Origin of the sequence: Hamadaea sp. NPDC050747 (genome assembly GCF_040654195.1) — a bacterium.
Lineage (GTDB): Bacteria > Actinomycetota > Actinomycetes > Mycobacteriales > Micromonosporaceae > Hamadaea.
This window is the reverse complement of record NZ_JBFAHM010000013.1, coordinates 37,025-59,148: the sequence shown is the minus strand read 5'-3', so window position 1 is coordinate 59,148 and position 22,124 is coordinate 37,025. Positions and strand designations below refer to the sequence as shown.

Sequence of the window (22,124 nt, the reverse complement as noted above, 5' to 3'; positions counted from 1 at the left end):
CCATGGCATACAACTGCTTGATCATCGGCGGTGGGCACAACGGCCTGGTGGCCGCCGCTTACCTGGCGCGAGCCGGGCAGCGGGTCCTGGTGCTCGAGCGGCGCGAGGTGGTGGGCGGCGCGGCCGTGACCGAGCGGCCGTTCGGCCCGGACTTCGCGGTGACCGCGCTGTCCTATGTGGTCAGCCTGCTGGATCCCCGGATGGTACGCGACCTGCGGCTGGCCGAGCACGGATACCACGTGTACCCGCAGGGGCCGTATTTCGCGCCGCGTCGTGACGGCCGGGCGCTGCGGCTGGCCGACGACCCGGCCGACCGGTACGCCGAGATCGCGAAGTTCTCGCCGCGTGACGCCGACGCCTACGAGCACTGGGATGCCTGGATGGGCCGGCTCGGCGGCCTGGTCGGGCCGCTGCTCAAGGAGATCCCGCCGAAGGTCGGCTCGAAGCGGCCGGGTGACCTGCTGGGACTGGCCCGGATCGGGGCGAGGCTCCGTCAGGTCGACGTACGCGCGGCGTTCGACCTCACCCGGCTTTTCACGGCCAGCGTCGCCGACCTGGTCGAGGAGCGGTTCGAGTCGGACGCGATGCGGGGACTGCTGAGCGTCTCCGGGGTGATCGGGGGCTGGGCCGGGCCGCGGAGTCCGGGGACGGCGTATGTGCTGCTCCACCATCATGTCGGGGAGGCCGTCGACGGGCAGACCGGCGCGTGGGGCTTCCCGCGCGGCGGCATGGGCGCGGTGACTCAGGCGCTCGCGGCCGCCGCCCGCGGCTTCGGAGCCGAGATCCGCACATCGTCCGCGGTCGCCCGGATTCTGACGAAGAACGGCCGGGTCACCGGGGTCGTGCTGGCGGACGGCGAGGAGATCGCCGCGCCGGTCGTCGTCACGACGGCCCACCCGCAGATCTCGTTCCTGCGGCTGCTGGACCGGGCGGAGCTGCCGCCGGACTTCGTCGCCGACATCGAGTCGTTTCAGACGAGGTCGGGCACGGTGAAGGTGAACTTCGCGGTCGACCGGCTGCCGACGTTCACCGCCCAGCCGTCGTTCGATCCGTCGGTCTACGGCGGCACGATCGTGCTGTCCGAGTCGCTCGACGACGTGGAGACCGCGTTCCAGGAGGCCGTCGGGGGCCGGCCGGCCACCCTGCCGTTCGCCGACATCTGCATACCGAGCGTCTTCGACCCGACCCTCGCGCCGGAGGGCAAGCACGTCGTCTCGATGTTCACCCAGTGGGTGCCCCGGTCCTACGTGTCCGCTCCCCACGACCACGAGCTGGCCGCGTACGCCGACCGGCTGACCGCGCGGATGGAGCAGGTCGCGCCCGGCTTCACGGCGTCGATCCTCGGCCGGCAGGTCATCGGCCCGCACCGCATGCAGGAGGAGTACGGATTGATCGGCGGCAACATCTTCCACGGCGAGCTCACCGCCGGCCAGATGTTCCACTGCCGCCCGGCCGCCGGGTACGCCGATCTGCGTACGCCGATCCGGGGGCTGTACCAGGCCGGTTCGGCGACCCACGGCGGAGGAGGCGTGACGGGGGTGCCGGGACGCAACGTCGTCCGGCAGATCCGTCACGATCTGCGCTTCCGCCGCCGGTGAAGACGCTGGTCAGGACGCTGGTCCGCCGGAGTCGAGTGTGAGCCACGTCACGAAGATCTCTGATTTGGCCGCCGCGTAATGCTGGGACGGACGATCATCGGCGACTACGGTTGTCGGTCTGCCCCCCGATCTACGCCGCATTCGAGGAGCTGCTGTGCAACCCCTCCTGCATGATCTCGTGAGCGTTGTTCACGCCCCCGCCTCAGCGCTCGGCGGTGCCGACGGCCAGCTCCGGCCGACCGGTGCGCAGGGTCTCTTCCACGCCGACTATCGGGTGCTGTCCGAGGCGGTGCTCCGCGTCGACGGCCGGGAACCCGTGGCGGTCGCGCACAGCCTCACCGGGCCGGGCGCCGCCGTCTTCGTGGGACTGCTGCCCTGGCTGGGCGACCTGTCGCCGGATCCGACCGTACGCGTGGAGCGCCGCCGCCGCGTGTGCGCCGACGGGATGACGGAGACCATCCGGTTCGCCAACGCGTCCCACGAGCCCGTGACCCTCGGCCTCACTCTCGACCTGGCCTGCGACCTCGCCGCCATCGAGACGGTGAAGTCCGGCGGCTTGACCGCGCCGGTCGCGCCGCAGCTCGACGGCGATCGGCTGGGCTGGCGGCAGGGCGGGCTGGCCGTGACGGTCGTCGCCCCGGCCGCCCGGATCGACGCCGGCGACCTCACCGTTCAGCTCAGCTGGACGATCACGGTCGAGCCGGCTTCGGCGACCGAGGTGAGCTGGGCGGTGACGGTCAGCGACCCCCGCGCCGTCCTGGTCGCGCCGGCCGGACCGGTCGAATGGGAGCGGCCCGAGCTGGTCGCCGACGACCGTCGCCTGCCGCGCCTGCTCGAACAGTCGCTCGACGACCTGGAGTCGTTGCGGATGGCCGAGGCCGGTACGCCGGGCGACGTCTTCCTCGGCGCGGGAGTCCCCTGGTACCTCACCCTGTTCGGGCGCGACAGCCTCTGGGCCGCCCGCATGCTGCTGCCGCTCGGCACCGACCTGGCCGCCGGGACGCTGCGTACGCTGGCCCGCCGGCAGGGCCGGGTGCTCGACCCGAGGTCGGGGGAGGCGCCGGGGAAGATCCTGCACGAGTTGCGGCGCCACGAGTTCCACGTCGCGTTGGACGGCGAGGAGTTGTCGCTGCCCCCGGCGTACTACGGGACGGTCGACGCGACGCCGCTGTGGATCAGCCTCCTCCACGACGCCTGGCGCTGGGGGCTCGCCGAAGACGTCGTCGAGGAGCTGCTGCCCACGCTGGAAGCCGCGCTCACCTGGCTCGACGAGTACGCCGACCCCGACCGGGACGGCTTCCTCGAATACCTCGACACGAGTGGGCTCGGCCTGGCCAACCAGGGCTGGAAGGACTCCGGCGACGCCGTGCGCTTCGCCGACGGCCGGCTCGCCGAGGCGCCGATCGCGCTGGCCGAGGTTCAGGCGTACGCCTGCCAGGCGGCGACGAACGCGGCCGCGATGCTCGACGCGTTCGGCCGGCCCGCGGCCGACAAATGGCGCACGTACGCCGCCGAACTGGCCAAGCGCTTCCGGTCGGCGTTCTGGGTGGACGGGCCGCGTGGGGCGTACCCGGCGATGGCGCTGGACCGCGCCAAGCGTCCGGTCGATGCCCTGACGAGCAACATCGGTCACCTGCTCGGCACCGGGATGCTGACCGCCGAGGAGTCGGTGCGGGTCGCCGAGCTGCTGGCGTCGCCGGAGCTGGCCGGCGGCTACGGGCTCCGGACGATGTCCGACCGTGACGGCGGCTACAACCCGCTGTCCTACCACTGTGGATCTGTCTGGGCGCACGACACCGCGATCGCCGTGTCGGGACTGGCCGCGGAGGGCCACGCGGACGCGGCCGCAGTGCTCACGGAGGGCCTGCTCGCGGCCTCGGAGGCCGTCGGCTATCGGCTCGCCGAACTGCACGGCGGCGACGCCCGCGACGACCTGCGCCGCCCGACGCCCTATCCGGCCGCCTGCCAGCCCCAGGCCTGGTCGGCGGCGAGCGCGGTCGCGATCCTGCACGCGGCATCGGGCCTGCGCCCGGACGTGCCGGCCGGTGAGGTCGCGCTGCGTCCGCTCGCGGGCGCGCCGCTCGGCGGCTTCACGGTCCGCGGCCTGCGTGTGGCCGGGCGCCGCGTCTCGGTCACGGTCGATCGCGACGGATCGGCTTCCCTCAGCGGTACGCCCAGCGCCCTGACCATCCTCCCCTGACCATCCTTCCCCGTGCCCTGTTTGCGCCCCGTATTTTGGCGCTGGATCAGGGTTCTCGGTCGAATCATGGGTCAAGATTCGACCGAGAACCCTGATCCAGCGGGGAACGATGGTCAGGCGATCTCGTTGACGACGCCGGTCATCACGTCGCCCAACGGCAGCCCGAGCCGGGCACTCGCGAGGTCGGCCAGGTCGGCGCCCCGGGTCGGGTCGTCCCGGAAGCACGGCGTGATGGCTCGCCAGACGCGTACGCGGGTCTCCGGTTCCCCGAGGTCGAGCGCGCCCGGGGCGAGCCGGTCGAGGATGCGGTCGAGCCGGGCCAGCTGAGCTGGGCGGAGCGCGTTGAGGACGATCCGCAGCGCTTCCTCGGGGCTGTGCCGGACCAGGAGTTCGGCCGGGTCGGTGCCGTCGGGCAGGGTGGCGATGTCGACCGGCCCCGCCCACGTACGCAGCAGCGGCAGCCAGCGCTCGAAGGCGTCCCGCCCGGCGTCGTCGCCGTCGAGCAGGAGGCTGAGCGACGCGGTCGGGCCGATCGTCTTCCGCAGCAGACGCAGGTGATGCTCGGTGAGGACGATCCCGCACAGCGCCACCGGCAGGAGTTGCTCCGACACGTGCTGGTGCACCATGCGGTGGACCGCGATGGCGTCGGCCGCGCCCTCCACCACGAAGACGCGGATCGGTCGCCGATCGCGCCGCCGCCGGTGCGCCAGCTGGAGACTGAGGCCGAACAGCGCCTCACCCTTGTGGTAGATCGTGGTCGTCGGCGTGTTGAGGTACTTGGGGGCGTCCGCGCGGCCGGACAGATCGCGTCCGGTGAAGCCGATGATGTTGCCGCGCGGGTCGTGGATGGGGAAGACGACCCGTTGTCGCAGGTAGTCGATGAGCCGCCCGGTCCGCGACCGCCGGACCAGCCCCGCGGCGAGCAGTTCGGCTGAGGTGAAGCCGAGCCCGGTCAGCCGGTCGAGGAGCGCGGTCCAGCCGCCGGGGGCGACGCCCGGCTGCCACCACGATCCGGCAGCTGCCTCGATGCCGCGTTCGCGCAGGTATCGGCGGGCGGCCGGCACGTGCCGGAGCTGGGCGGCATAGAACGCCGCGGCGGCCCGATTGGCCGCCAGCAGGCGAGACGTCGCGGGTACGAACTCCATGGCACTTTCCATGTTCGCACAGGTGTACGAACACGGAAAGTGCTTAGCCGTCTACTGAGCGACGCATCGAGTAGGTCACGGCGTACAGGCGGTGCGGCTCGCCGTGGTGATAGACCGGACTCCGGTCGTACGCCTGCCAGCCCTCGGCGCCGGCCCGGTTGAGGTGACGCAGGTCGTCGAAGCGTTCGTCGGTGCCCCAGCGCTGGACCCCGCCCGGGTGGTAGAACACGGCGTCCCAGTCCAGGAACCGGTCGTTGCCGAGCGTTCCCGCCGAGCGGTACTCCAGCCGCGCGTACTCCCAGAGCCTCATGGCGTCCATTGTGCCCACTGGTGTGCCGCCCCGCATTCCCGGGCAAGCGTCAGGCGCTGAAGGTGTCGCAGGACTTCGGGTCGCCCGACTCGTAGCCTGTGCTGAACCAGTGCTGCCGTTGCGCCGCCGAGCCGTGGGTGAACTTCGACTCATCGACGTGCCCGGTCGTCTTCTTCTGGATGGTGTCGTCGCCGACGGCCGCCGCCGCGTCGAGGGCGGACTGGATGTCGGCCTGGGACAGGCTCTTGATCAGGGGACGGCCACTGGCGTCCGTGGTCTGGGTGGCGTGCTTGGCCCAGACCCCCGAGTAGCAGTCGGCCTGCAGCTCGACGGGGACCGAGTCGCCCTGGCCGCCGACTCCGACGCCGAGGAGGTTCTGCACGTGGTGCCCGTACTCATGGGCCAGCACGTACGCCTGCGCGAACACGCCCTTGGCGCCGAACCGGCTCTCCAGCTCGTCGTAGAACGACAGGTCGATGTAGACCTTGCCGTCCGGCGGGCAGTAGAACGGGCCGACCGACGAGTCGGCCTGGCCGCAGCCGGTGCTCACGGCCTGGCTGAAGAAGACCGTCTTGGCCGTCTGATAGGGCTTGCCGAGGGTGGCGGGCAGGGCGTCCTGCCAATAGTCCTGAATGGAGGTTATGAACAGGGCGCTGCGGCAGTCGGGCTCGTCGAGCCGGTTCGGGTTCGACGCCGCGCACTTCTCGGCGAGGTCACCCGAGCCGCCGTCGTCGCTGAGCATGTTGCCGCCCAGCACGCCGCCGCCGGCGAGGGCGACGATGAGGAAGATGATGGTCATGATCCAGCCGCCACGGCCGCTCGGCATCGGGATCGGCATACCGCTCAACCCGCCGCCGCCCGCGCCGCGCCGATCCTCGATCTGACCGGTGTCGATCTGAGCGTCTTTGTTGAGGTCCACGCCGGACCTCTACCCAGGACGCGCGATCGTCTACCGTGCCAAGCTCAGCAGCTCGGTCGCGGTCGTCGCGTCGGCCAACGCGTCCGGGTCCGGGTCGACGCCGATACCCGGTCCGGCCGGCACCGCGAGATGCCCCTCTGCCAGGACGAACGGCCGCGTGATGTCGCGGGCGTAGTAGCGGCTCGACGCCGAGGTGTCGCCCGGCAGGGTGAAGTCGGGCAACGCGGCCAGTGCGACGTTCGCGGCTCGGCCCAGGCCCGTCTCCAGCATGCCACCGGCCCACACCGGCACGCCGTGGGCCGCGCACACGTCGTGGATGCGGCGCGCCTCCAGGTAACCGCCGACCCGGCCCGGCTTGATGTTCACGATCGAGCACGCGCCCAGCGCGATGGCGTCGGCCGCGGCGCGCGCCGAGGTGATCGATTCGTCCAGGCAGATAGGGGTACGCACAACGCGCGCCAGTTCGGCGTGGCCGCGTACGTCGTCCTCCGGGAGCGGTTGCTCGATGAGCAGCAGGCCGAACGGGTCGAGCCGAGCCAGGTGCCTTGCGTCGGCCAGGGTGTACGCAGTGTTGGCGTCGACCTGCAGCAGGATGTCGTCGCCGAACCGTTCGCGGACCGCCCGGACCGCCTCGACGTCCCAGCCCGGTTCGATCTTCAGCTTGATCCGGAGGTAGCCCTCGGCGAGGTAGCCGGCGACCGCGTCCAGCAGTTCCGGGATCGAGTCCATGATGCCGACCGAGACGCCGGAGGGGACGGCGGGGCGTACGGCGCCGAGGTAGGAGCTCAGCGAGGTGCCGGACGCCCGCAGCTGCGCGTCGAGGACGGCGGTCAGCACCGCGGCCTTCGCCATCGGGTGCCCCTTGATCGGGGCGAACGCCCGCTCGACGAGGTGCGCCTCGGGATTGTCGATAGTGGACAGGATGGGGACGAGGAACCGGCGGATCACGTCGGCCGCGCCCTCGACGTACTCCGAGGAGTAGAGCGGCTCGTCCATGGCGACGCACTCGCCCCAGCCCTCGGCGTCCGCCCCGTACGCCCGGACGAGCAGGACGTCGCGGGCGTGCTCGACGCCGAACGACGTGCGGAACGGCGCGACCAGGGGCATCGCCACCCGGCGCAGTTCGATCCCGGTCAGCTTCATGCGGGCTCCTTCAACGCGTACGCCCCGTCGTCGGTGAATCCGGCGATCGTCCAGCCGTCGGCCATCGGGCCGTGGAGTCCTTCGCGGACGGCGTACCGCCAGTGCTCCGCTGCGGCCGGGTCGGCCGAGCGCAGGCCCTCGATGTCCGCCGGCGTCGGCACGAACCGGGTCGCCGCCGACAGATCGGGTTCGGCGGCGGGCCGCTCCAGCTCCCAGCAGACGTAGAGCCGATCGCTCGGGTCGCCGACGTTGATGCCGTCGGTCAGCGCGCCGTAGAAGTCTTCGAGGTAATCGGTCGCGTCGGCGCCTAGTTTCCGCAGATTGAAGTACGCGTTCCGGCGTACCAGGGGATCGAACGTCCAGCGGATGCGGGAGATGCCGTGGCGCAGGGACCACTCCCGTTGATGGAGCTTGAGCGCGCGGCCGACGCCCGCGCCGTGACCACCGGGGATCACGCCGGTGACGTGTGAATGGAGGTGGTCGTCACCGCGGAAGGCGACGCTGGCCCCGATCAGCCGCCCGTCCCGGTACGCCCCCACGACATAGTTCCCGGCGTGGGCGAGGGCGCGCAGCATGGACAGGTTGAGGATCTGGTCGGCGGAGTCTGCGCCCCAGACCTCGCGGAGCAGCTCGGCGACGTCGGTCAGCCGGGCGACGTCGTCCAGCTCGATGATCTCCAGCTCCGCCATGCGGGAAGTCTAGGCCGTGAGCCAGTCGCGGCACTCCGCCAATCCGTCGATCTTGATGGCCAGCCCGCCGTGCTGCGCGCGCCAGGCCTCGACGGGCAGACGCATCCGGATCATGTCGTCGGCTCCGTCCCCGCTGGCGTGGCGGTAGACGCCGTTGGGCAGGTAGCCGAGGCTCCGCGAGACGCCGACCGAGGCGGTGTTGTGGTGCCAGGCCTCGGTCTCGGCCACCAGGGCACCGAGGTGCTCGAAGGCGAGCGCCAGCACGGCCAGCCGCATGCGTTTGCCGATGCCCTGTCCGCGTGCCCCACTGACCAGCCAGGAAGCCGTCTCGACGGTACGCAGCCTGCCGAACTCCCGGGCCTCCAGCGTCTGCGTGCCGAGGATGCGGCCGTCGCGGAGCACCACGAATGGCAGCGTCCACGTACCGGGTCTGGAGTCGGCCCGGTCTCGCCAATACCCCTGGTAGACCCGCGCCGTGCGGTCGAGCCGGGCGTCGCCGTCGGCACCCGGCAGGGCCGGATTGAGCTCTACGTCGTCGGGGAGCGTCGCGGCCAGCGCCGGGAGGTCGGCCTCGGTGGTCGCCCGCAGGGTGAGGTCGTCGGTGGTCAGCTGGAGGTGAAGGAGCGCCTGCATGACCGTCATTGTGCGGCCCGCCCTGGCTCGCCGCGCAGCCTTTTCCGGCAGTGCCGGATCAGCGCGGGTTGCCGCCGGGCGGCCGGTGTTCGGCGGTCAGCCCGAACTGCCGCCGAGTGGGCGCCACCTCGGGCGCGGACGACGTCTCGCTGGTCACCCGGATCACCGGCTGATCGGCCGCCTCCAGCCGGGCCAGGTCCTCGGCCGAGACGAGGGCGACGATCGGTTTGCCGTGCCGGGTCACCACGACCCGCTCTCCGCCGTAGACGACGCGGTTGACGAGGTCGGCGAACTCGGCGCGGGCCTGCGTCACCGGGACTTCATGGGTCACCCCTCAGATGGTACGCTCTGTACAGAATCTACGTCCTGTACAAATCTGGAGTTCTCATGAGCCACCTCCCGATGATCAATGAACGGACCGCCCGCTCCGAGTACCAGCTCGACCCGTACTCCAAGGCCTTCGGCGACCGGGTGGTCTTCCTTGGCACCGCGCTGGACGACCAGACCGCCAACGACGTCCTCGTCCAGCTGCTCTACCTCGACGCCGACAACCCGGGCCGGGACATCGCGGTGTACCTCAACTCGCCCGGCGGTTCACTGACCGCGATGCTCGCCGTCTACGACACGATCCGCAGCCTGGCCAGCGACGTGCAGACGGTGTGCGTCGGCCAGTGCGGCCCGGAGGCCGCGATGCTGCTGGCCGCGGGAGCGAAGGGCAAGCGCATGATGCTGCCCAACGCGCGGGTCGTCCTGCACCAGCCGGAGATGGGCGTCAGTCAAGGCGCTACCCAGGATCTCCAGGTGCAGGCCCAGGAACTGCTGCGGCAGCGGGCGGCGCTGGAGTCCATCCTCGCCGAGCACACCGGCCGGACCGCCGAGCAGATCCGCGCCGACCTGTCCCGGCCGCACGTCCTGGACGGCCCGGCCGCGATCGCATACGGGCTCGTCGACGTGGTGCTGGGCGATCGCAAGAACCTCGCGACGGCGGCCTGACGATGGAGGAGATGGTGCGCATGCCCGCCCTGACCCGGGCGGAGGCCGACCTCGTCGACAGCTACACCGCGATCTTGGAGTACCTCGCCCGGGTCAATCCGGCCCGCCAGGACGAGACCTACGGCGCGCTGCGCGCTGCGCAAGCCCTAGTCAGCCAGGCCACCGCGCTCCGTGACGCGCTCGCGCTGATGTTCCAGCGAGGAGAGACCACCATCCATTCCTCCACATTGGTACGCGCACTGCTGATCCTCGACGCCGACAAGTCGGTCGACCGGCTGACCCTTGCGGGCCGCTGATCTGGAGGCGTATGAACGGCTGCACGACTCCCGTCATCAAAGGAGATGCGTGTGACCCCCGCCCGGACAGCGCGCGTCGTGCTGGCGATCGTGGCGGTGACCGGCCTCGTCCTGGCCGGCCCCGCCGCTGCCGCACAACCGCCCCAACCGCCCGCCGGCTGCGACCCGTTCGACGAGACCGCCTGCCTGCTGCCCTTCCCCAACGACCAGTTCACCGTCAGCGACCCGAGTAGCGCCACCGGCCGGCGAGTCAACCTCACCGCCGAGCAGCTGCCGGCCTCCGTCGCCGGTACGCACATCGACCCGGCCGAGTGGAACCGGCAGGACGGCTTCAGCCCCGGTACGCCGATCCTCGTTCGCGTACCGGGGGTGGACGTCGTGCGGAGCGGCATCCCGCCGGTGACCGACGTCGGCCGCTCGCTGGACCGCGACGCCCCGATCGTGCTGCTCAACAGCCGGACCGGCGAGCGTACGCCGTTCTGGGCCGAGCTGGACGCGCACGCGGCCGCCCAGCCGGACCGGCAGGTGCTGATCATCCGGCCCGCGGTCGCGCTCGCCGAAGGCACGCGCTACCTCGTGGCGCTGCGGAATCTGCGCGACAGCGCCGGAGACCGGATTCCGGCCCCCGAGGTCTTCGCGTCCTATGTCACCGGCAACGGTCCGGAATCCCGCGATCCGCGGAAGCAGGACGTCAAGCGCGTCCTCGCCGAGCTGACCGTGGCCGGGGTGAACCGGCACGAGCTGTACCTCGCGTGGGACTTCACCGTGGCGAGCGGGCAGAACCTGACGGGACGGCTGGTCGCCATGCGCGACAGCGCGTTCGCCGCGCTCGGTTCCGCCGCGCCGGCGTACCGGGTCACCGGGGTCACCGAGTACACCCCGGCGCAGGACGCCCGGATCGCCCGGCAGATTCGCGGCACGGTCAGCGTGCCCAGCTACCTGACCGGCACCGGCGGCCCCGGATCGCGGCTGCACTACGACTCGGCCGAGCCGGACGCCGTGCCGACGCCGTCGGGCGGCACCATCGCCGCCGACTTCGTCTGCAACCTGCCCCGCAGCGCGACCGCCGCCAGCCCGGCCCACCTGTCGCTCTACGGCCACGGCCTGCTCGGCGCGCCGACCGAGATCAACGCGGGCAACGTCAAGGACATGGCGTACGGGCAGGACTTCCTGTTCTGCGCCACCAGCTGGATCGGGATGGCCGCCGCCGACGTGCCCTTCGTGGCGAGCGTCTTCTCCGACCTCACCAAGTTCGCCGCCGTCGCCGACCGGCTCCAGCAGAGCTATTTGGACTTCCTGTTCCTCGGCCGGCTCATGGGTCACCCGGCCGGCTTCGCGGCCGATCCGGCGTTCCAGGACGCGGCCGGGAACACCCTGCTGGATCTCGCCGGCGGGATGCACTACGACGGCAACAGCCAGGGCGGCATCAACGGCGGCGCGCTGACCGCCGTCGCCCAGGACTGGACGCGCTCGGTGCTCGGCGTACCGGCGATGAACTACAGCACGCTGCTCCAGCGCAGCGTCGACTTCGCGCCGTTCCAGCAGATCATGGACTCGGCGTACCCGGACCGGGCCGACCAGCAGCTCATCTTCGCGCTGCTCCAGATGCTCTGGGACCGAGCCGAGGCCAACGGATACGCCCAGCACCTGACCCGGAATCCGCTCCCGGGCACACCCGTCCACCAGGTGCTGATGCACGTGGCGTTCGGCGACCATCAGGTCTCCCCGGCGGCGGCCGAGGTGGAGGCGCGGACGATCGGCGCCCGGCTGCACGTCCCCGCGCTGGCCGACGGCTGGTCGGACGAGGTCCAGCCGTTCTGGGGCATCCAGCCGATCGAGACCTACCCGTACGTGGGCTCCGCGATCGTCGTGTGGAACAGCGGTCTGGCCGCCGCACTCCCGCCGACGAACCTGGCACCTTCCGGCCCGGAGTACGGCCAGGACCCGCACTCCTTCCCACGGGCGCAGCCGGAGGCGCAGCTGCAGAAGGCGACCTTCCTGCTGACCGGACAGATCGTCGACGTCTGCGGAGGTACGCCGTGTAGCTGACGGTGTCGGCAACCAGGCAGCGATCTAGGGGTCGACGGCGGCCAATGGACGCATGACCGACTCCGACCTTCCCGTCTGGAAGCTTCGCTGGACCGACCTCTGGTGGCTGCTGGCCTACCCGGCGTACCAGAGCTTCGGCACGATTCGCCACGAGGGCAGCCACGCCCTCGTGGCGAAACTCGAAGGCGCCGACGTCACGAACTTCGTGTTCTGGCCGCAGACCGACCTCGGCCGGTTCACCTGGGGCTACACCGAGTGGACCGGCAGCACCGGCTGGGCCACCGACGCCGCGCCCTACCTGTGCGACCTGCTCTGGTTCGTCGGCTTCTTCTTCCTGCTGACCCGGGCGCCGATCCGCAATCACCTCGTCTGGCTGAACCTCGCGATCGTCGGCCTGCTGTCGCCGCTGGTGAACTCTTTCGTCCAGTGGATGGCCGGGATCTTCGGCAGTCCGGAGACCGACGTCGCGAAATGGCTCGGCGCCTGGCCCGACTTCGTCGTGCATCTCTACTTCTTCGTCACGGTGACGGCGTACGTGGTCGGGATCCTCGCGGTGACGCTCCGGGTGCCCAAGCAGCTGCTCCCCGAAGCGGTCCCGGCATGATGCGAGGGTGAGGATTCTGCCGGTCGGGCTGACCGGGTGGCTGGTCGAGACGGAGACCGGCGACGCTGCCGAGGCGCTGTACGCCTACCTCCGGGACCGGGCGCTGCCGGAGGTCGCCGACCTCGTTCCCGGCGCGCGAACCGTGCTGGTCGACTGCGCCGGGTTGTCGGAGGCCGCCCTCCGGGCGGTGCTCGACGGCTTCTCCCCGGCCCGGCCGCCCGCGACCGTCGGCGAGATCGTGGAGATCCCCGTCCGGTACGACGGGCCGGACCTCGACGAGGTCGCCCGATGGGCGGGCGGCTCGCCGGCCGAGATCGTCGCCCTGCATACCGGGGCGGACCTGCGGGTCGCCTTCTGCGGCTTCGCGCCCGGGTTCGCGTACCTGACAGGGGTGCCGGAGCGGCTGCACGTGCCGCGGCTGAGTAGTCCGCGTACGGCGGTGGAGGCCGGGAGCGTGGCGCTGGCGGGCGGCTACACGGCCGTCTACCCGCGCCGCTCACCCGGCGGCTGGCGGATCGTCGGCCACACCCCGGTACGCCTCTGGGACGAGCGGCGTACGCCTCCCGCTCTGCTCACCCCGGGTACGCGCGTCCGCTTCGTGGCGGCGCCATGACCTTCGTGGAAGTGCTGCGACCGGGTCTGCTGAGCACGATCCAGGACCTGGGTCGGGCCGGGCTGGCGAGTCTGGCCGTGCCCCGCTCGGGGGCGGCCGACCGGGCGAGCCTGACGTTCGCGAACCGCCTCGTCGGCAACCCCGACGGGCTGGCCGGGATCGAGACCACGCTGCTCGGCGTCGACCTGCGATTCGAGTCCGCCTGCTGGGTCGCGGTCACCGGCGCGTTGTGCCCCGTACGCGTCGACGGCCGTCCGTCGTCTGTGGACCGGCCGGTGCAGGTTCCAGCCGGCGGGGTGCTCTCCCTGGGCACGGCAGCCGACGGCGTGCGGACCTACCTGGCCGTCGCCGGCGGGATCGCGGTCGACCCCGTGCTCGGCAGCCGATCCACCGACACGATGTCCGGCCTCGGCCCGCCCCGGCTGGCCGTCGGCGACCTGCTGCCCCTGGGCGCTGCTCTCGGCGTACCAGCTGACGTCGATTGGGCGCCGCGGAGCGCGAGGCCCGCCACAGCCCTGGTACGCCTCCTGCCGGGGCCGCGCGACGACTGGGTCGACCTGACCGCGCTGGGCGACTACCGGGTGGACGCGGCGAGCGACCGGGTGGGCGTGCGCCTGCGCGGTCCGCAGCTCACGCGGACCCGGGACGGCGAACTCCCGAGCGAGGGCATGCTGCCGGGCGCGGTCCAGGTGCCGCCGGACGGCCAGCCGGTGATCATGCTCGCGGACCACCCGACGACGGGCGGCTACCCCGTCGTGGGCGTGGTCCACCCGGACGACCTGGGCCTTGTCGCGCAGGCACGGCCGGGTACGGCGATCCGCTTCGTGGTCAGCCGGCGATCGCGCTCTTGACCAGCTGGCGGTGATCTTCGGCACCGAGAGCCGGAACCTCTGCCCGGCCACCATGATCAGCGGAGGTTTTGCGGCGCCATGACCCCACATCCGCTCCGTTGATCATGGCGGCGCAGCGCCGGCAGGGCGGCGCTAGTCGGTGAGGGCGCGGAGCAGGACGCGCCGGGTCGGCTCGCCGTCGGTCTCCAGCCAGACGGCGGGATCGGCCAGCGTCGCCTGGATCTCCGCCTCGGTCATGGGCGACGCGTCGTCCCAGCCGCCGTCGCCGGCGTCGCGGATCTCGATCATCTCGCGCTCGATCATGTCTGCGACGATGGTGGCGAAATGCGGCACCAGCACACGGAGCGCGTCGGTGTCCGCCTCCCGGAGGAAGTCGGGGACGACCTCGTTGAGATAGCTTTCCTCCAGCGCGTTCGTCATGACGCAGCGCTCCTCCGGCGTCAGGAAGTCCCAGAAGCTATGGGATTCCAGCTGACCCTCGACCGGCTCGCCCCGGAACTCCGTCACGACGTACGCCCCGCGATGCTCGCGCAGGAACGCCGTGAGCTGCTCGGGGTCGCCGGATTCCAGGGTGGCCAGGTCGCCGCGGTGGGGCTGGAACGCCGCCAGGATCGCGGCCGCCAGGTCGTCGTCGAGCAGCGACGGCTCCGAAGACACCAGTTCGGCCACGCGTCGGGCCGGGCTGCCCGGCTCGGCGTCGGCGGTGGCCTTCGCGACCTGCCCGAGGCGTACGGCGGGAGAATCGGGCTCATGGATCGCGACCAGCCAGGACTCGTGAATCCAGGAGGTCGTTCGAGTGGGCATCAAGTCACCATCCGCATACTTGCGCCGGGTGTCCGAGCACATTGGACGCCATATCAGACCATGAGCGGAAATCACCGAGTTAGCGGGGGCCCCAGGCTCGGGCCAAGCTTATGATCATGCCCGTGACGACGCACGCCCCCGCCCGGCCGAAGACCCGGCTCGACTTCGTCCGGGAGCACGCCGAGCAGCTGCTGGGACCGAGGGCGGCCAAGCGGCTCGCGATGTTCGGCGACGGCACCCTCTACATCCGGGCCGGCGAAGGCATGCGGTTCCTCGCCTGGCTCATCGACCTCATCATGTACGCCGTCATCGCCGTCCTCGGCCTGGTTGCCGTGTCCGTCGCGTACTCGACGGGGAAGATCTCCGCCGGGCTGCTCGCGGGGCTGATGGCGGCGGTCGTCGTGGGCGCGCCTGTGCTCTACGGGCTGTTCTTCGGCGGCGGCCGGGCCCTCGGCGGCGTACTGACCGGCACGCACCTGATGCGGAACGCCGACGGCGGCCGTGTCGGTTACCGGGCCTGCTGGGCCATGACGGTCCGGCTCCTGCTGGTGCCGTTGCTGTTCGTCGCGGTGGTGACCGCGGCCTCCACCGGCGTCGGCGGCTCCGGGTCGGCGGTCCGAGTGTGCGTGGATCGCGAGGCCACCCGGCGACTGCACGCGGCGGGCATCCTCCGGTAGCCGCTGCTACCAGCCACGGGCACGCCATTCGGGGAGGGACGGGCGTTCGGCGCCCAGCGTCGTCGGTTTGCCGTGGCCCGGCCAGACGACGGTCTCGTCGGGCAGCCGGTCGAAGATCTTCGTCGTGACGTCGTCGATGAGGGTCGCGAAGGCGGCCGAGTCGCCCCAGGTGTTGCCGACGCCACCGGGGAACCTTGGGGCATCGGTCAGCAGGCAACAGCCTTGGGCGCTCACCGTGCGGTCATCATCGAAGCGAGCATTGCCGCTCCGCCTTGGTGCGGCCCGGCAGACAAACTGTTGCTCATGCTGCCACGCGCCAGAGGGCGTCGAGCGGTAGCGCCCGGATCTTCCCGCCGAACGGCAGCGTTTGCTGGCCGGTGTAGAGGACGTACCCGGCGATGAAACGCGTACTTCAAGATCAGTGGTCATCTGGACGGCATCTTGGCGGTCATCTGGACGGCATCTTGGCGGTCAACTGGACAACACCTTCGTGGTTACCTGGACGGAAGGCTGCCGAGATTTGCCGAAGATCATCTTTAGATTTGCCGTCCGGGTCAGTCGTGAGGTTCACCATCCGCGTGCTCGCCACCCGGGGATCGACGGCCACTCCCTGCCGAGGGTCGAACGGCCGCCGTGCATTTATGAACATAACTCCGAACTTGAGATCTGCCGACTGCTCGTCTTGGATCTGCCACACGGCGTTGGCGTCTGTCTGTCTCGTTCGACCGGCCCGAAGTCATGCATCGATGGCCCGTCCGAGCAGGCGGTCGGCGTGGTCGGTGGTCATCAGCATGACCGTGCGGGCGGCCTCACCCTCGGTCCACAGCCAGGTGTCCGGGTCGGCCAATGTCGCGCGTATCTCAGCGTCGGTCATAGGTGGCGCGTTGTCCCAGACTCCGTCGTCCGGTTCGCGGATCTCGATCAGATCGCGCTCGATCATGCTCGCGACCGTTGCGGCGAAGCGCGGGATCAGGGCGCGGATGGCGTCGGCGTCGGTTGAGGAGATCCAGACAGCGCCGTCGGCCTCGGCATGCCCGAGAAAGTCGCCTATGACGCAATTGAGGTAGCCCTCTTCGAGCGTGTTGATCATAATGCAACGTTCTTCCGGTGTCAGCTCATCCCAAAGCGTCACGGACGCATCCTCGCAGCGCTAGCGGGTTGCCGCGGCTCGTATTTTCGCGCTCGCCCGACAGCCGGGGAATCAGCGAGACAGCCCGTCGAATGCGGGGCCAACTTCCAACTCGGTCTCGATGGGATCGCCCCGTGGGGTGGTCAGAAGGCGAGATCCCTTGTATTCCCGAAGAAAGGCGGCGACCTTCTCGCGGTCGTTCGCAGCCAACGAGGGAACATCTTCGCCACGAGGCCGGAACGCTTCGAGGATGGCCCTCTCCAGTTCGTCGTCGAGGAGTGGCAGGACGTACTGGTCGGTCTCCTCGTCAGTGAAGTCCTCTGGCAGCGTCCCGCGGAGGAAGAGCAGGTCAGAGACGCGTCGTGCCGGACTTGCCGGTTCGGGATCCTGGAAAGCCGTGGCGGTCAGGCCAAGGCGAACAGCAGGAGTCCGATCCACGATTTCGTCGAGCATGTCAGTGTCCTTGAGGTTCCACCAGCGCCGGACCTCGTCCGCGGGGACGGGCTGCCGAATTGCGACTAGCCAGTCCTCCTGCAGCCAGCATTTGGTCATGCTCGGACCCGACATTGTCTACCAGCCCCTCGCGCGCCATTCGGGAATCGACGGCCGTTCCATGCCAAGCGTCGTCGGCTTACCGTGACCGGGCCATACCACCGTTTCGTCGGGCAGGCCGTCGAAGACCTTGGCCTCAAGATTGTCCATGAGTGACGTGAATTCGGTGGGGTTTGTTGTCCGCCCAGGACCCCCGGGGAAGAGGCTGTCGCCGGTGAAGATCTGCGGCGGATCGGCCGCGTACAGCAAGGCGATCGAGCCGGGCGTGTGCCCGGCGAGGTGGATCACCTCGAGATCCACGTCACCGACCTGGATCAGGTCGCCGTCGTGGACGGGGGAAGTGGGAACCGGCAGCGCGTCGGCGTCCAGCGGGTGGGCGAGCACGCGCGCCCCGGTCTTCGCCGCGACCTCTGCCAGCGCCTGCCAGTGGTCGGCGTGCTGGTGGGTGGTGATTATCGTGGCCAGGCCGCCGTCGCCGATCAGCTCGAACAGCCGGCCCGGCTCGTTCGCCGCGTCGATCAGCAGCTGCTCGCCGGTCGACTCGCAAGTCAGCAGGTACGCGATGTTGTCGCCGGGGCCGACGGAGCGGCTCTGGACGCGCAGCGATGCCATTCGCCGAGCGTACGCGGCCGGGCGGGGAAATTGGGGTGCGCCGAAGCCGGGCGCACTTGACCATGGTGGTAATGGCTGAAAAGGAAAAGAGGCAGATGAGAGCGCTGGGGTGGGACGACCACTTCGCGGCGGCGTACGCGCCGTTCGACCGGATCGACGCGCGCCCGGGCCGGGTGCTGCGGGTGGATCGCGGCGTGTGCACGGTGCTGACCGCGCAAGGCGCCGACCGCGCCAGTCTCGGCGGGGGCGTCATGTCCCAGGCCGCGGCGGACGCGGTGCATCTGCCGTGCACCGGCGACTGGGTGGTGGTGCGGGACTGGCCCGATCGGCGCACCACGATCGAGGCGGTGCTGCCGCGGCGTACCCAGATCATGCGAAGGACCGCGGACAAGGACTCGACCGCGCAGGTGCTGGCGGCGAACATGGACACGGCGGCGGTGATCGAGCCGCTGGACAGCGGCCCGGACCTGAGCCGGATCGAGCGTCTGCTGGCGCTGGCCTGGGATTCGGGGGCCGAGCCGCTGGTGGTGCTGACCAAGGCGGACGTCACGCGCTACCCCGACGCGATCGTCGAGCAGGTGCGGGAGATCGCACCGGGCGCGCCGGTGCTGGCGGTCAGCGCGGACACCGGGGCGGGGCTGGACGAGTTGCGGCCGCACGTGGCCGAAGGCCGGACCACGGCGCTGCTCGGGCGGTCTGGCGCGGGCAAGTCGACGCTGGTGAACGCGCTGGCCGGGACGACCGTCATGACCACTCAGGCGGTACGCCGAGTGGACGGAAAGGGCCGGCACACCACGACCCATCGGGCGCTGGTGCCGATCCCGGGCGGCGGCGCGGTGATCGACACTCCGGGGCTGCGTGGCGTCGGTCTGCTCGACGGCTCGGAGGGCCTGGTGGCGGCGTTCGCGGACGTCGACGCGCTGGCGTTGCGATGCAAGTTCGCGGACTGTTCGCACACGACGGAGCCGGGCTGTGCCGTGCAGGCGGCATTGGACGACGGCGAGCTGACCGGACGCCGCTGGGCCAGCTGGTTGCGGCTGCAACGGGAGCTGGCGCACGAGAGCAAGCGGAAGGCGGTACGCCTCCGCGAGGAGCAGCGGGCCGCCCGGCAGCGGGCGCGGGAACGACACGCCTGAGGACAGGCGGCGGCGGGTGGCTTCGGACAGGTGTCCGAAGCCACCCGCTATTGTTTTAGCCTGGTAGCGCGGGTCGGACTAATCTTTGGCTCGTTCTTGTCATACCTCCCGGATACAGTCCGCTCGCGGCGGGACCCTGCCTGCCTTCACCTGTCCGATCTAGGAGCTTTTGCGGTGACTGACCGTTTGATCATCCGTGGTGCGCGTGAGCACAACCTGCGTGACGTCAGCCTGGATCTGCCCCGCGACGCGATGATCGTCTTCACCGGGCTGTCCGGTTCGGGCAAGTCGAGCCTCGCCTTCGACACGATCTTCGCCGAGGGCCAGCGGCGCTACGTCGAGTCCCTGTCGAGCTACGCCCGGCAGTTCCTCGGGCAGATGGACAAGCCGGACGTCGACTTCATCGAGGGGCTGTCCCCGGCGGTCTCCATCGATCAGAAGTCGACCTCCCGCAATCCGCGGTCGACGGTCGGCACGATCACCGAGGTCTACGACTACCTCCGCCTGCTCTACGCACGCGTCGGCGAGCCCCACTGCCCGGTCTGCGGCGAGGCGATCACCAAGCAGTCGCCGCAGCAGATCGTGGACCGGGTGCTGGCCATGCCGGAGGGGACGCGGTTCCAGGTGCTCGCCCCGGTCGTCCGCGGCCGGAAGGGGGAGTACCTCGACCTGTTCGCCGAGCTGCAGGCCAAGGGCTTCGCCCGGGCGCGCGTCGACGGCGTGGTCCACCCGCTGGTCGAGGCGCCCAAGCTGAAGAAGCAGGAGAAGCACACCATCGAGGTGGTGGTCGACCGGCTGTCCGTCAAGGCCAGTGCCAAGCAGCGGCTGACCGACTCGATCGAGACCGCGCTCGGTCTGGCCGCCGGCATCGTCGTGCTGGACTTCGTCGACCTCCCCGAGGACGACGAGCATCGCGAGCGGAAGTTCTCCGAGCACCTCGCCTGCCCCAACGAGCACCCCCTGGCGATCGAGGACCTGGAGCCGCGGGTCTTCTCGTTCAACGCGCCCTACGGCGCCTGCCCCGAGTGCACCGGCCTGGGCCAGAAGAAGGAGGTCGACCCGGAGCTGCTCGTCCCCGACGACGAGAAGTCCATCCGGGAAGGCGCGATCGCCCCGTGGGCGAGCGGGCACACCTTCGACTACTTCATCCAGGTGTTGGGCTCCCTCGGCGAGGAGCAGGGATTCGACCTGGACACGCCCTGGCGGGCGCTGTCGGCCAAGGCGCAGAAGCTGATCCTGCACGGCGTCGAGAACCAGGTCCACGTCCGCTACCGGAACAAGTACGGGCGCGAGCGCTCCTACTACGCGGGCTATGAGGGCGTCGTCCCGTGGCTGGAGCGGCGGCACGCCGACACCGAGAGCGAGTGGAGCCGCGAGAAGTACGAGGGCTACATGCGGGAGGTCCCGTGTGCGGCCTGTGGCGGCACCCGGCTCAAGCCCGAGGTGCTCGCGGTGACGATCGCCGGGCACAGCATCGCCGAGGTCTGCAACCTGTCGGTGGGCGAGGCCGCGCAGCTGCTCGTCGAGCTGGAGCTGACCGACCGGCAGAAGATGATCGCCGAGCGCGTCCTCAAGGAGATCAACGCCCGGCTGCAGTTCCTGCTCGACGTCGGCCTCGACTACCTGTCGCTCGACCGGCCGGCCGGCTCGCTGTCCGGCGGTGAGGCCCAGCGCATCCGGCTCGCCACTCAGATCGGGTCGGGCCTGGTCGGTGTGCTGTACGTGCTGGACGAGCCGTCGATCGGCCTGCACCAGCGGGACAACCACCGGCTCATCGAGACCCTGGTACGGCTCCGTGGCCTGGGCAACACGCTGATCGTGGTCGAGCACGACGAGGACACCATCAAGACCGCCGACTGGGTCGTGGACATCGGCCCGGGCGCGGGCGAGCACGGCGGCTACATCGTGCACTCGGGCACCTACGACGACCTGTTGAAGAACGAGAAGTCGATCACCGGCGACTTCCTGTCCGGGCGGCGGTCCATCCCGGTGCCGACGCGGCGGCGGCCGCAGACCAAGGGCCGCGAGCTGACCGTCGTCGGGGCGCGCGAGCACAACCTGCACAACGTCACCGTCGCGTTCCCGCTCGGCCAGCTGATCTCGGTGACCGGCGTCTCCGGCTCGGGCAAGTCCACGCTGGTCAACGACATCCTGCACGCGGTGCTCGCCAACCAGATCAACGGCGCGCGGCTCGTGCCCGGCCGGCATACCCGGGTCACCGGGCTCGAGCACGTGGACAAGGTCGTCGGCGTCGATCAGTCGCCGATCGGGCGTACGCCCCGGTCGAACCCCGCGACCTACACGGGGGTGTTCGACAACATCCGGAAACTGTTCGCCGAGACGACCGAGGCGAAGGTGCGCGGCTACGGGCCGGGCCGGTTCTCCTTCAACGTGAAGGGCGGCCGCTGCGAGAACTGCGCGGGCGACGGCACGATCAAGATCGAGATGAACTTCCTTCCGGACGTCTACGTCCCGTGCGAGGTCTGCAAGGGCGATCGGTACAACCGGGAGACCCTGGAGGTTCACTACAAGGGCCGGACCATCGCCGAAGTCCTGCAGATGCCGATCGAGGAGGCGTCCGGGTTCTTCGAGGCGATCCCGGCGATCCATCGGCATCTGAAGACGCTGGTCGACGTCGGTCTCGGCTACGTACGACTCGGTCAGCCCGCGCCGACCCTGTCCGGTGGTGAGGCGCAGCGCGTCAAGCTCGCCGCCGAACTGCAGAAGCGGTCGACCGGCCGGACGGTCTACGTCCTGGACGAGCCGACCACCGGCCTGCACTTCGAGGACATCCGCAAGCTCCTGCTGGTGCTCCAGGGTCTGGTCGACAAGGGCAACACGGTGATCGTGATCGAGCACAACCTCGACGTGATCAAGAGCTCCGACTGGATCATCGACATGGGCCCCGAGGGCGGGCACCGCGGTGGCACCGTGGTCGGCGAGGGTACGCCGGAGCAGATCGCCGCGATGCCCGAGTCGCATACCGGCGCCTTCCTGCGGCACCTCGTCGCCGAGGTGCCGGCGCAGGCGACGCCGAAGAAGCGGGCGGCGAGCCGGGCGAAGGCGAAGGTCTAGCCAGCGCCACCGTGCCCCGCCGGGCCGTCGCGACCCACGGGGTGGGGCGCGCTGGGAGGGGGCGGTCGCGACCTCCGGGCTTGGATCGTCGCGATA

Annotated in this window: 22 protein-coding genes and 1 pseudogene; 11 read left to right on the top strand and 12 right to left on the bottom strand. The window is 70.5% G+C overall.

The window, feature by feature from the left end; translation table 11 throughout:
- Positions 1-2 precede the first annotated feature (2 nt).
- Positions 3-1,598, top strand: coding sequence for an NAD(P)/FAD-dependent oxidoreductase (locus AB0H43_RS29105; protein WP_360004468.1), 1,596 nt, complete (start codon positions 3-5; stop codon positions 1,596-1,598).
- 178 nt (positions 1,599-1,776) lie between these two features.
- Positions 1,777-3,798 (top strand): glycogen debranching N-terminal domain-containing protein, encoded by a 2,022-nt coding sequence (locus AB0H43_RS29100; RefSeq protein ID WP_360004466.1) that lies wholly within the window; start codon positions 1,777-1,779, stop codon positions 3,796-3,798.
- Positions 3,799-3,911: 113 nt separating this feature from the next.
- Here the strand turns inward: AB0H43_RS29100 and AB0H43_RS29095 are convergent, their stop codons facing one another.
- Genes AB0H43_RS29095 through AB0H43_RS29065 form a run of 7 tightly spaced genes read right to left on the bottom strand, consistent with a single transcriptional unit; the run spans position 3,912 to position 8,968 of the window.
- The gene (locus AB0H43_RS29095; protein ID WP_360004464.1) at positions 3,912-4,943 is read right to left on the bottom strand and encodes a toprim domain-containing protein; all 1,032 of its coding nucleotides are present in this window, start codon (positions 4,941-4,943) and stop codon (positions 3,912-3,914) included.
- Positions 4,944-4,986: 43 nt separating this feature from the next.
- Complete coding sequence (locus AB0H43_RS29090) at positions 4,987-5,253, bottom strand: hypothetical protein (RefSeq protein ID WP_360004462.1); 267 nt, start codon at positions 5,251-5,253, stop codon at positions 4,987-4,989.
- A 49-nt stretch (positions 5,254-5,302) separates the two neighbouring features.
- Positions 5,303-6,172 carry a neutral zinc metallopeptidase gene (locus AB0H43_RS29085; RefSeq protein ID WP_360004460.1) on the bottom strand — a complete coding sequence of 290 codons (870 nt, stop codon included), beginning with the start codon at positions 6,170-6,172 and terminating at the stop codon, positions 5,303-5,305.
- Between the two features lie 30 nt (positions 6,173-6,202).
- Complete coding sequence (menC, locus tag AB0H43_RS29080) at positions 6,203-7,315, bottom strand: o-succinylbenzoate synthase (RefSeq protein WP_360004458.1); 1,113 nt, start codon at positions 7,313-7,315, stop codon at positions 6,203-6,205.
- Positions 7,312-8,004 (bottom strand): GNAT family N-acetyltransferase, encoded by a 693-nt coding sequence (locus AB0H43_RS29075; protein ID WP_360004456.1) that lies wholly within the window; start codon positions 8,002-8,004, stop codon positions 7,312-7,314. Before AB0H43_RS29075 ends, menC begins: the two co-directional genes overlap by 4 nt.
- Positions 8,005-8,013: 9 nt before the next feature.
- On the bottom strand, positions 8,014-8,637 hold the full coding sequence (locus AB0H43_RS29070) for a GNAT family protein (protein WP_360004454.1): 624 nt from the start codon (positions 8,635-8,637) through the stop codon (positions 8,014-8,016).
- A 58-nt stretch (positions 8,638-8,695) separates the two neighbouring features.
- Positions 8,696-8,968: a type II toxin-antitoxin system Phd/YefM family antitoxin gene (locus tag AB0H43_RS29065; RefSeq protein ID WP_360004452.1), complete on the bottom strand. Its 273-nt coding sequence runs from the start codon at positions 8,966-8,968 to the stop codon at positions 8,696-8,698.
- Positions 8,969-9,024: 56 nt separating this feature from the next.
- Between AB0H43_RS29065 and AB0H43_RS29060 the strand changes: the two genes are divergently transcribed.
- The 6 genes from AB0H43_RS29060 to AB0H43_RS29035 are packed head-to-tail and all read left to right on the top strand — an operon-like array spanning position 9,025 to position 14,043.
- Positions 9,025-9,630 (top strand): ATP-dependent Clp protease proteolytic subunit, encoded by a 606-nt coding sequence (locus tag AB0H43_RS29060; protein ID WP_360004450.1) that lies wholly within the window; start codon positions 9,025-9,027, stop codon positions 9,628-9,630.
- A gap of 20 nt (positions 9,631-9,650) precedes the next feature.
- Positions 9,651-9,926, top strand: a complete 276-nt coding sequence (locus AB0H43_RS29055; protein WP_360004449.1) for a hypothetical protein — start codon at positions 9,651-9,653, stop codon at positions 9,924-9,926.
- A 51-nt stretch (positions 9,927-9,977) separates the two neighbouring features.
- Positions 9,978-11,975, top strand: a complete 1,998-nt coding sequence (locus AB0H43_RS29050) for a hypothetical protein (protein WP_360004448.1) — start codon at positions 9,978-9,980, stop codon at positions 11,973-11,975.
- Between the two features lie 52 nt (positions 11,976-12,027).
- Positions 12,028-12,579 (top strand): M50 family metallopeptidase, encoded by a 552-nt coding sequence (locus AB0H43_RS29045; RefSeq protein ID WP_360004446.1) that lies wholly within the window; start codon positions 12,028-12,030, stop codon positions 12,577-12,579.
- Between the two features lie 7 nt (positions 12,580-12,586).
- On the top strand, positions 12,587-13,192 hold the full coding sequence (locus AB0H43_RS29040) for an allophanate hydrolase subunit 1 (RefSeq protein WP_360004444.1): 606 nt from the start codon (positions 12,587-12,589) through the stop codon (positions 13,190-13,192).
- Positions 13,189-14,043, top strand: coding sequence for a biotin-dependent carboxyltransferase family protein (locus tag AB0H43_RS29035; protein WP_360004442.1), 855 nt, complete (start codon positions 13,189-13,191; stop codon positions 14,041-14,043). The genes AB0H43_RS29040 and AB0H43_RS29035 overlap by 4 nt, the downstream gene beginning before the upstream one ends.
- A gap of 132 nt (positions 14,044-14,175) precedes the next feature.
- Here AB0H43_RS29035 and AB0H43_RS29030 read toward each other — a convergent pair whose 3' ends face one another.
- Complete coding sequence (locus AB0H43_RS29030) at positions 14,176-14,847, bottom strand: hypothetical protein (protein ID WP_360004441.1); 672 nt, start codon at positions 14,845-14,847, stop codon at positions 14,176-14,178.
- 122 nt (positions 14,848-14,969) lie between these two features.
- On the opposite strand from AB0H43_RS29030, the gene AB0H43_RS29025 reads away from it, so the two are divergent.
- Positions 14,970-15,524, top strand: coding sequence for a hypothetical protein (locus tag AB0H43_RS29025; RefSeq protein ID WP_360004439.1), 555 nt, complete (start codon positions 14,970-14,972; stop codon positions 15,522-15,524).
- Positions 15,525-15,530: 6 nt separating this feature from the next.
- On the opposite strand, the pseudogene AB0H43_RS29020 reads toward AB0H43_RS29025, so the two are convergent.
- From AB0H43_RS29020 to AB0H43_RS29005, 4 genes and pseudogenes are all read right to left on the bottom strand, one after another.
- Positions 15,531-15,716: pseudogene (locus AB0H43_RS29020) on the bottom strand (MBL fold metallo-hydrolase); the annotation flags it as partial.
- A 544-nt stretch (positions 15,717-16,260) separates the two neighbouring features.
- Complete coding sequence (locus AB0H43_RS29015; RefSeq protein WP_360004437.1) at positions 16,261-16,656, bottom strand: hypothetical protein; 396 nt, start codon at positions 16,654-16,656, stop codon at positions 16,261-16,263.
- Positions 16,657-16,725: 69 nt separating this feature from the next.
- Positions 16,726-17,106, bottom strand: a complete 381-nt coding sequence (locus AB0H43_RS29010) for a hypothetical protein (RefSeq protein WP_360004435.1) — start codon at positions 17,104-17,106, stop codon at positions 16,726-16,728.
- A 117-nt stretch (positions 17,107-17,223) separates the two neighbouring features.
- Positions 17,224-17,817: an MBL fold metallo-hydrolase gene (locus tag AB0H43_RS29005; RefSeq protein WP_360004433.1), complete on the bottom strand. Its 594-nt coding sequence runs from the start codon at positions 17,815-17,817 to the stop codon at positions 17,224-17,226.
- Between the two features lie 95 nt (positions 17,818-17,912).
- On the opposite strand from AB0H43_RS29005, the gene rsgA reads away from it, so the two are divergent.
- On the top strand, positions 17,913-18,953 hold the full coding sequence (gene rsgA / locus AB0H43_RS29000; protein ID WP_360004431.1) for a ribosome small subunit-dependent GTPase A: 1,041 nt from the start codon (positions 17,913-17,915) through the stop codon (positions 18,951-18,953).
- A 174-nt stretch (positions 18,954-19,127) separates the two neighbouring features.
- Entirely contained in the window at positions 19,128-22,028 is a 2,901-nt protein-coding gene (gene uvrA, locus AB0H43_RS28995) for an excinuclease ABC subunit UvrA (protein WP_360004430.1), read from the top strand.
- Positions 22,029-22,124: the final 96 nt, after the last annotated feature.

Coding starts and splice junctions, on each gene's coding strand:
- AB0H43_RS29105 (WP_360004468.1), top strand. CDS start 3: ATGGCATACAACTGCTTGATCATCGGCGGTGGGCACAACGGCCTGGTG.
- AB0H43_RS29095 (WP_360004464.1), bottom strand. CDS start 4,943: ATGGAGTTCGTACCCGCGACGTCTCGCCTGCTGGCGGCCAATCGGGCC.
- AB0H43_RS29090 (WP_360004462.1), bottom strand. CDS start 5,253: ATGAGGCTCTGGGAGTACGCGCGGCTGGAGTACCGCTCGGCGGGAACG.
- menC (WP_360004458.1), bottom strand. CDS start 7,315: ATGAAGCTGACCGGGATCGAACTGCGCCGGGTGGCGATGCCCCTGGTC.
- AB0H43_RS29075 (WP_360004456.1), bottom strand. CDS start 8,004: ATGGCGGAGCTGGAGATCATCGAGCTGGACGACGTCGCCCGGCTGACC.
- AB0H43_RS29070 (WP_360004454.1), bottom strand. CDS start 8,637: ATGCAGGCGCTCCTTCACCTCCAGCTGACCACCGACGACCTCACCCTG.
- AB0H43_RS29060 (WP_360004450.1), top strand. CDS start 9,025: ATGAGCCACCTCCCGATGATCAATGAACGGACCGCCCGCTCCGAGTAC.
- AB0H43_RS29055 (WP_360004449.1), top strand. CDS start 9,651: ATGCCCGCCCTGACCCGGGCGGAGGCCGACCTCGTCGACAGCTACACC.
- AB0H43_RS29045 (WP_360004446.1), top strand. CDS start 12,028: ATGACCGACTCCGACCTTCCCGTCTGGAAGCTTCGCTGGACCGACCTC.
- AB0H43_RS29035 (WP_360004442.1), top strand. CDS start 13,189: ATGACCTTCGTGGAAGTGCTGCGACCGGGTCTGCTGAGCACGATCCAG.
- AB0H43_RS29030 (WP_360004441.1), bottom strand. CDS start 14,847: ATGCCCACTCGAACGACCTCCTGGATTCACGAGTCCTGGCTGGTCGCG.
- AB0H43_RS29010 (WP_360004435.1), bottom strand. CDS start 17,106: ATGCTCGACGAAATCGTGGATCGGACTCCTGCTGTTCGCCTTGGCCTG.
- AB0H43_RS29005 (WP_360004433.1), bottom strand. CDS start 17,817: ATGGCATCGCTGCGCGTCCAGAGCCGCTCCGTCGGCCCCGGCGACAAC.
- rsgA (WP_360004431.1), top strand. CDS start 17,913: ATGAGAGCGCTGGGGTGGGACGACCACTTCGCGGCGGCGTACGCGCCG.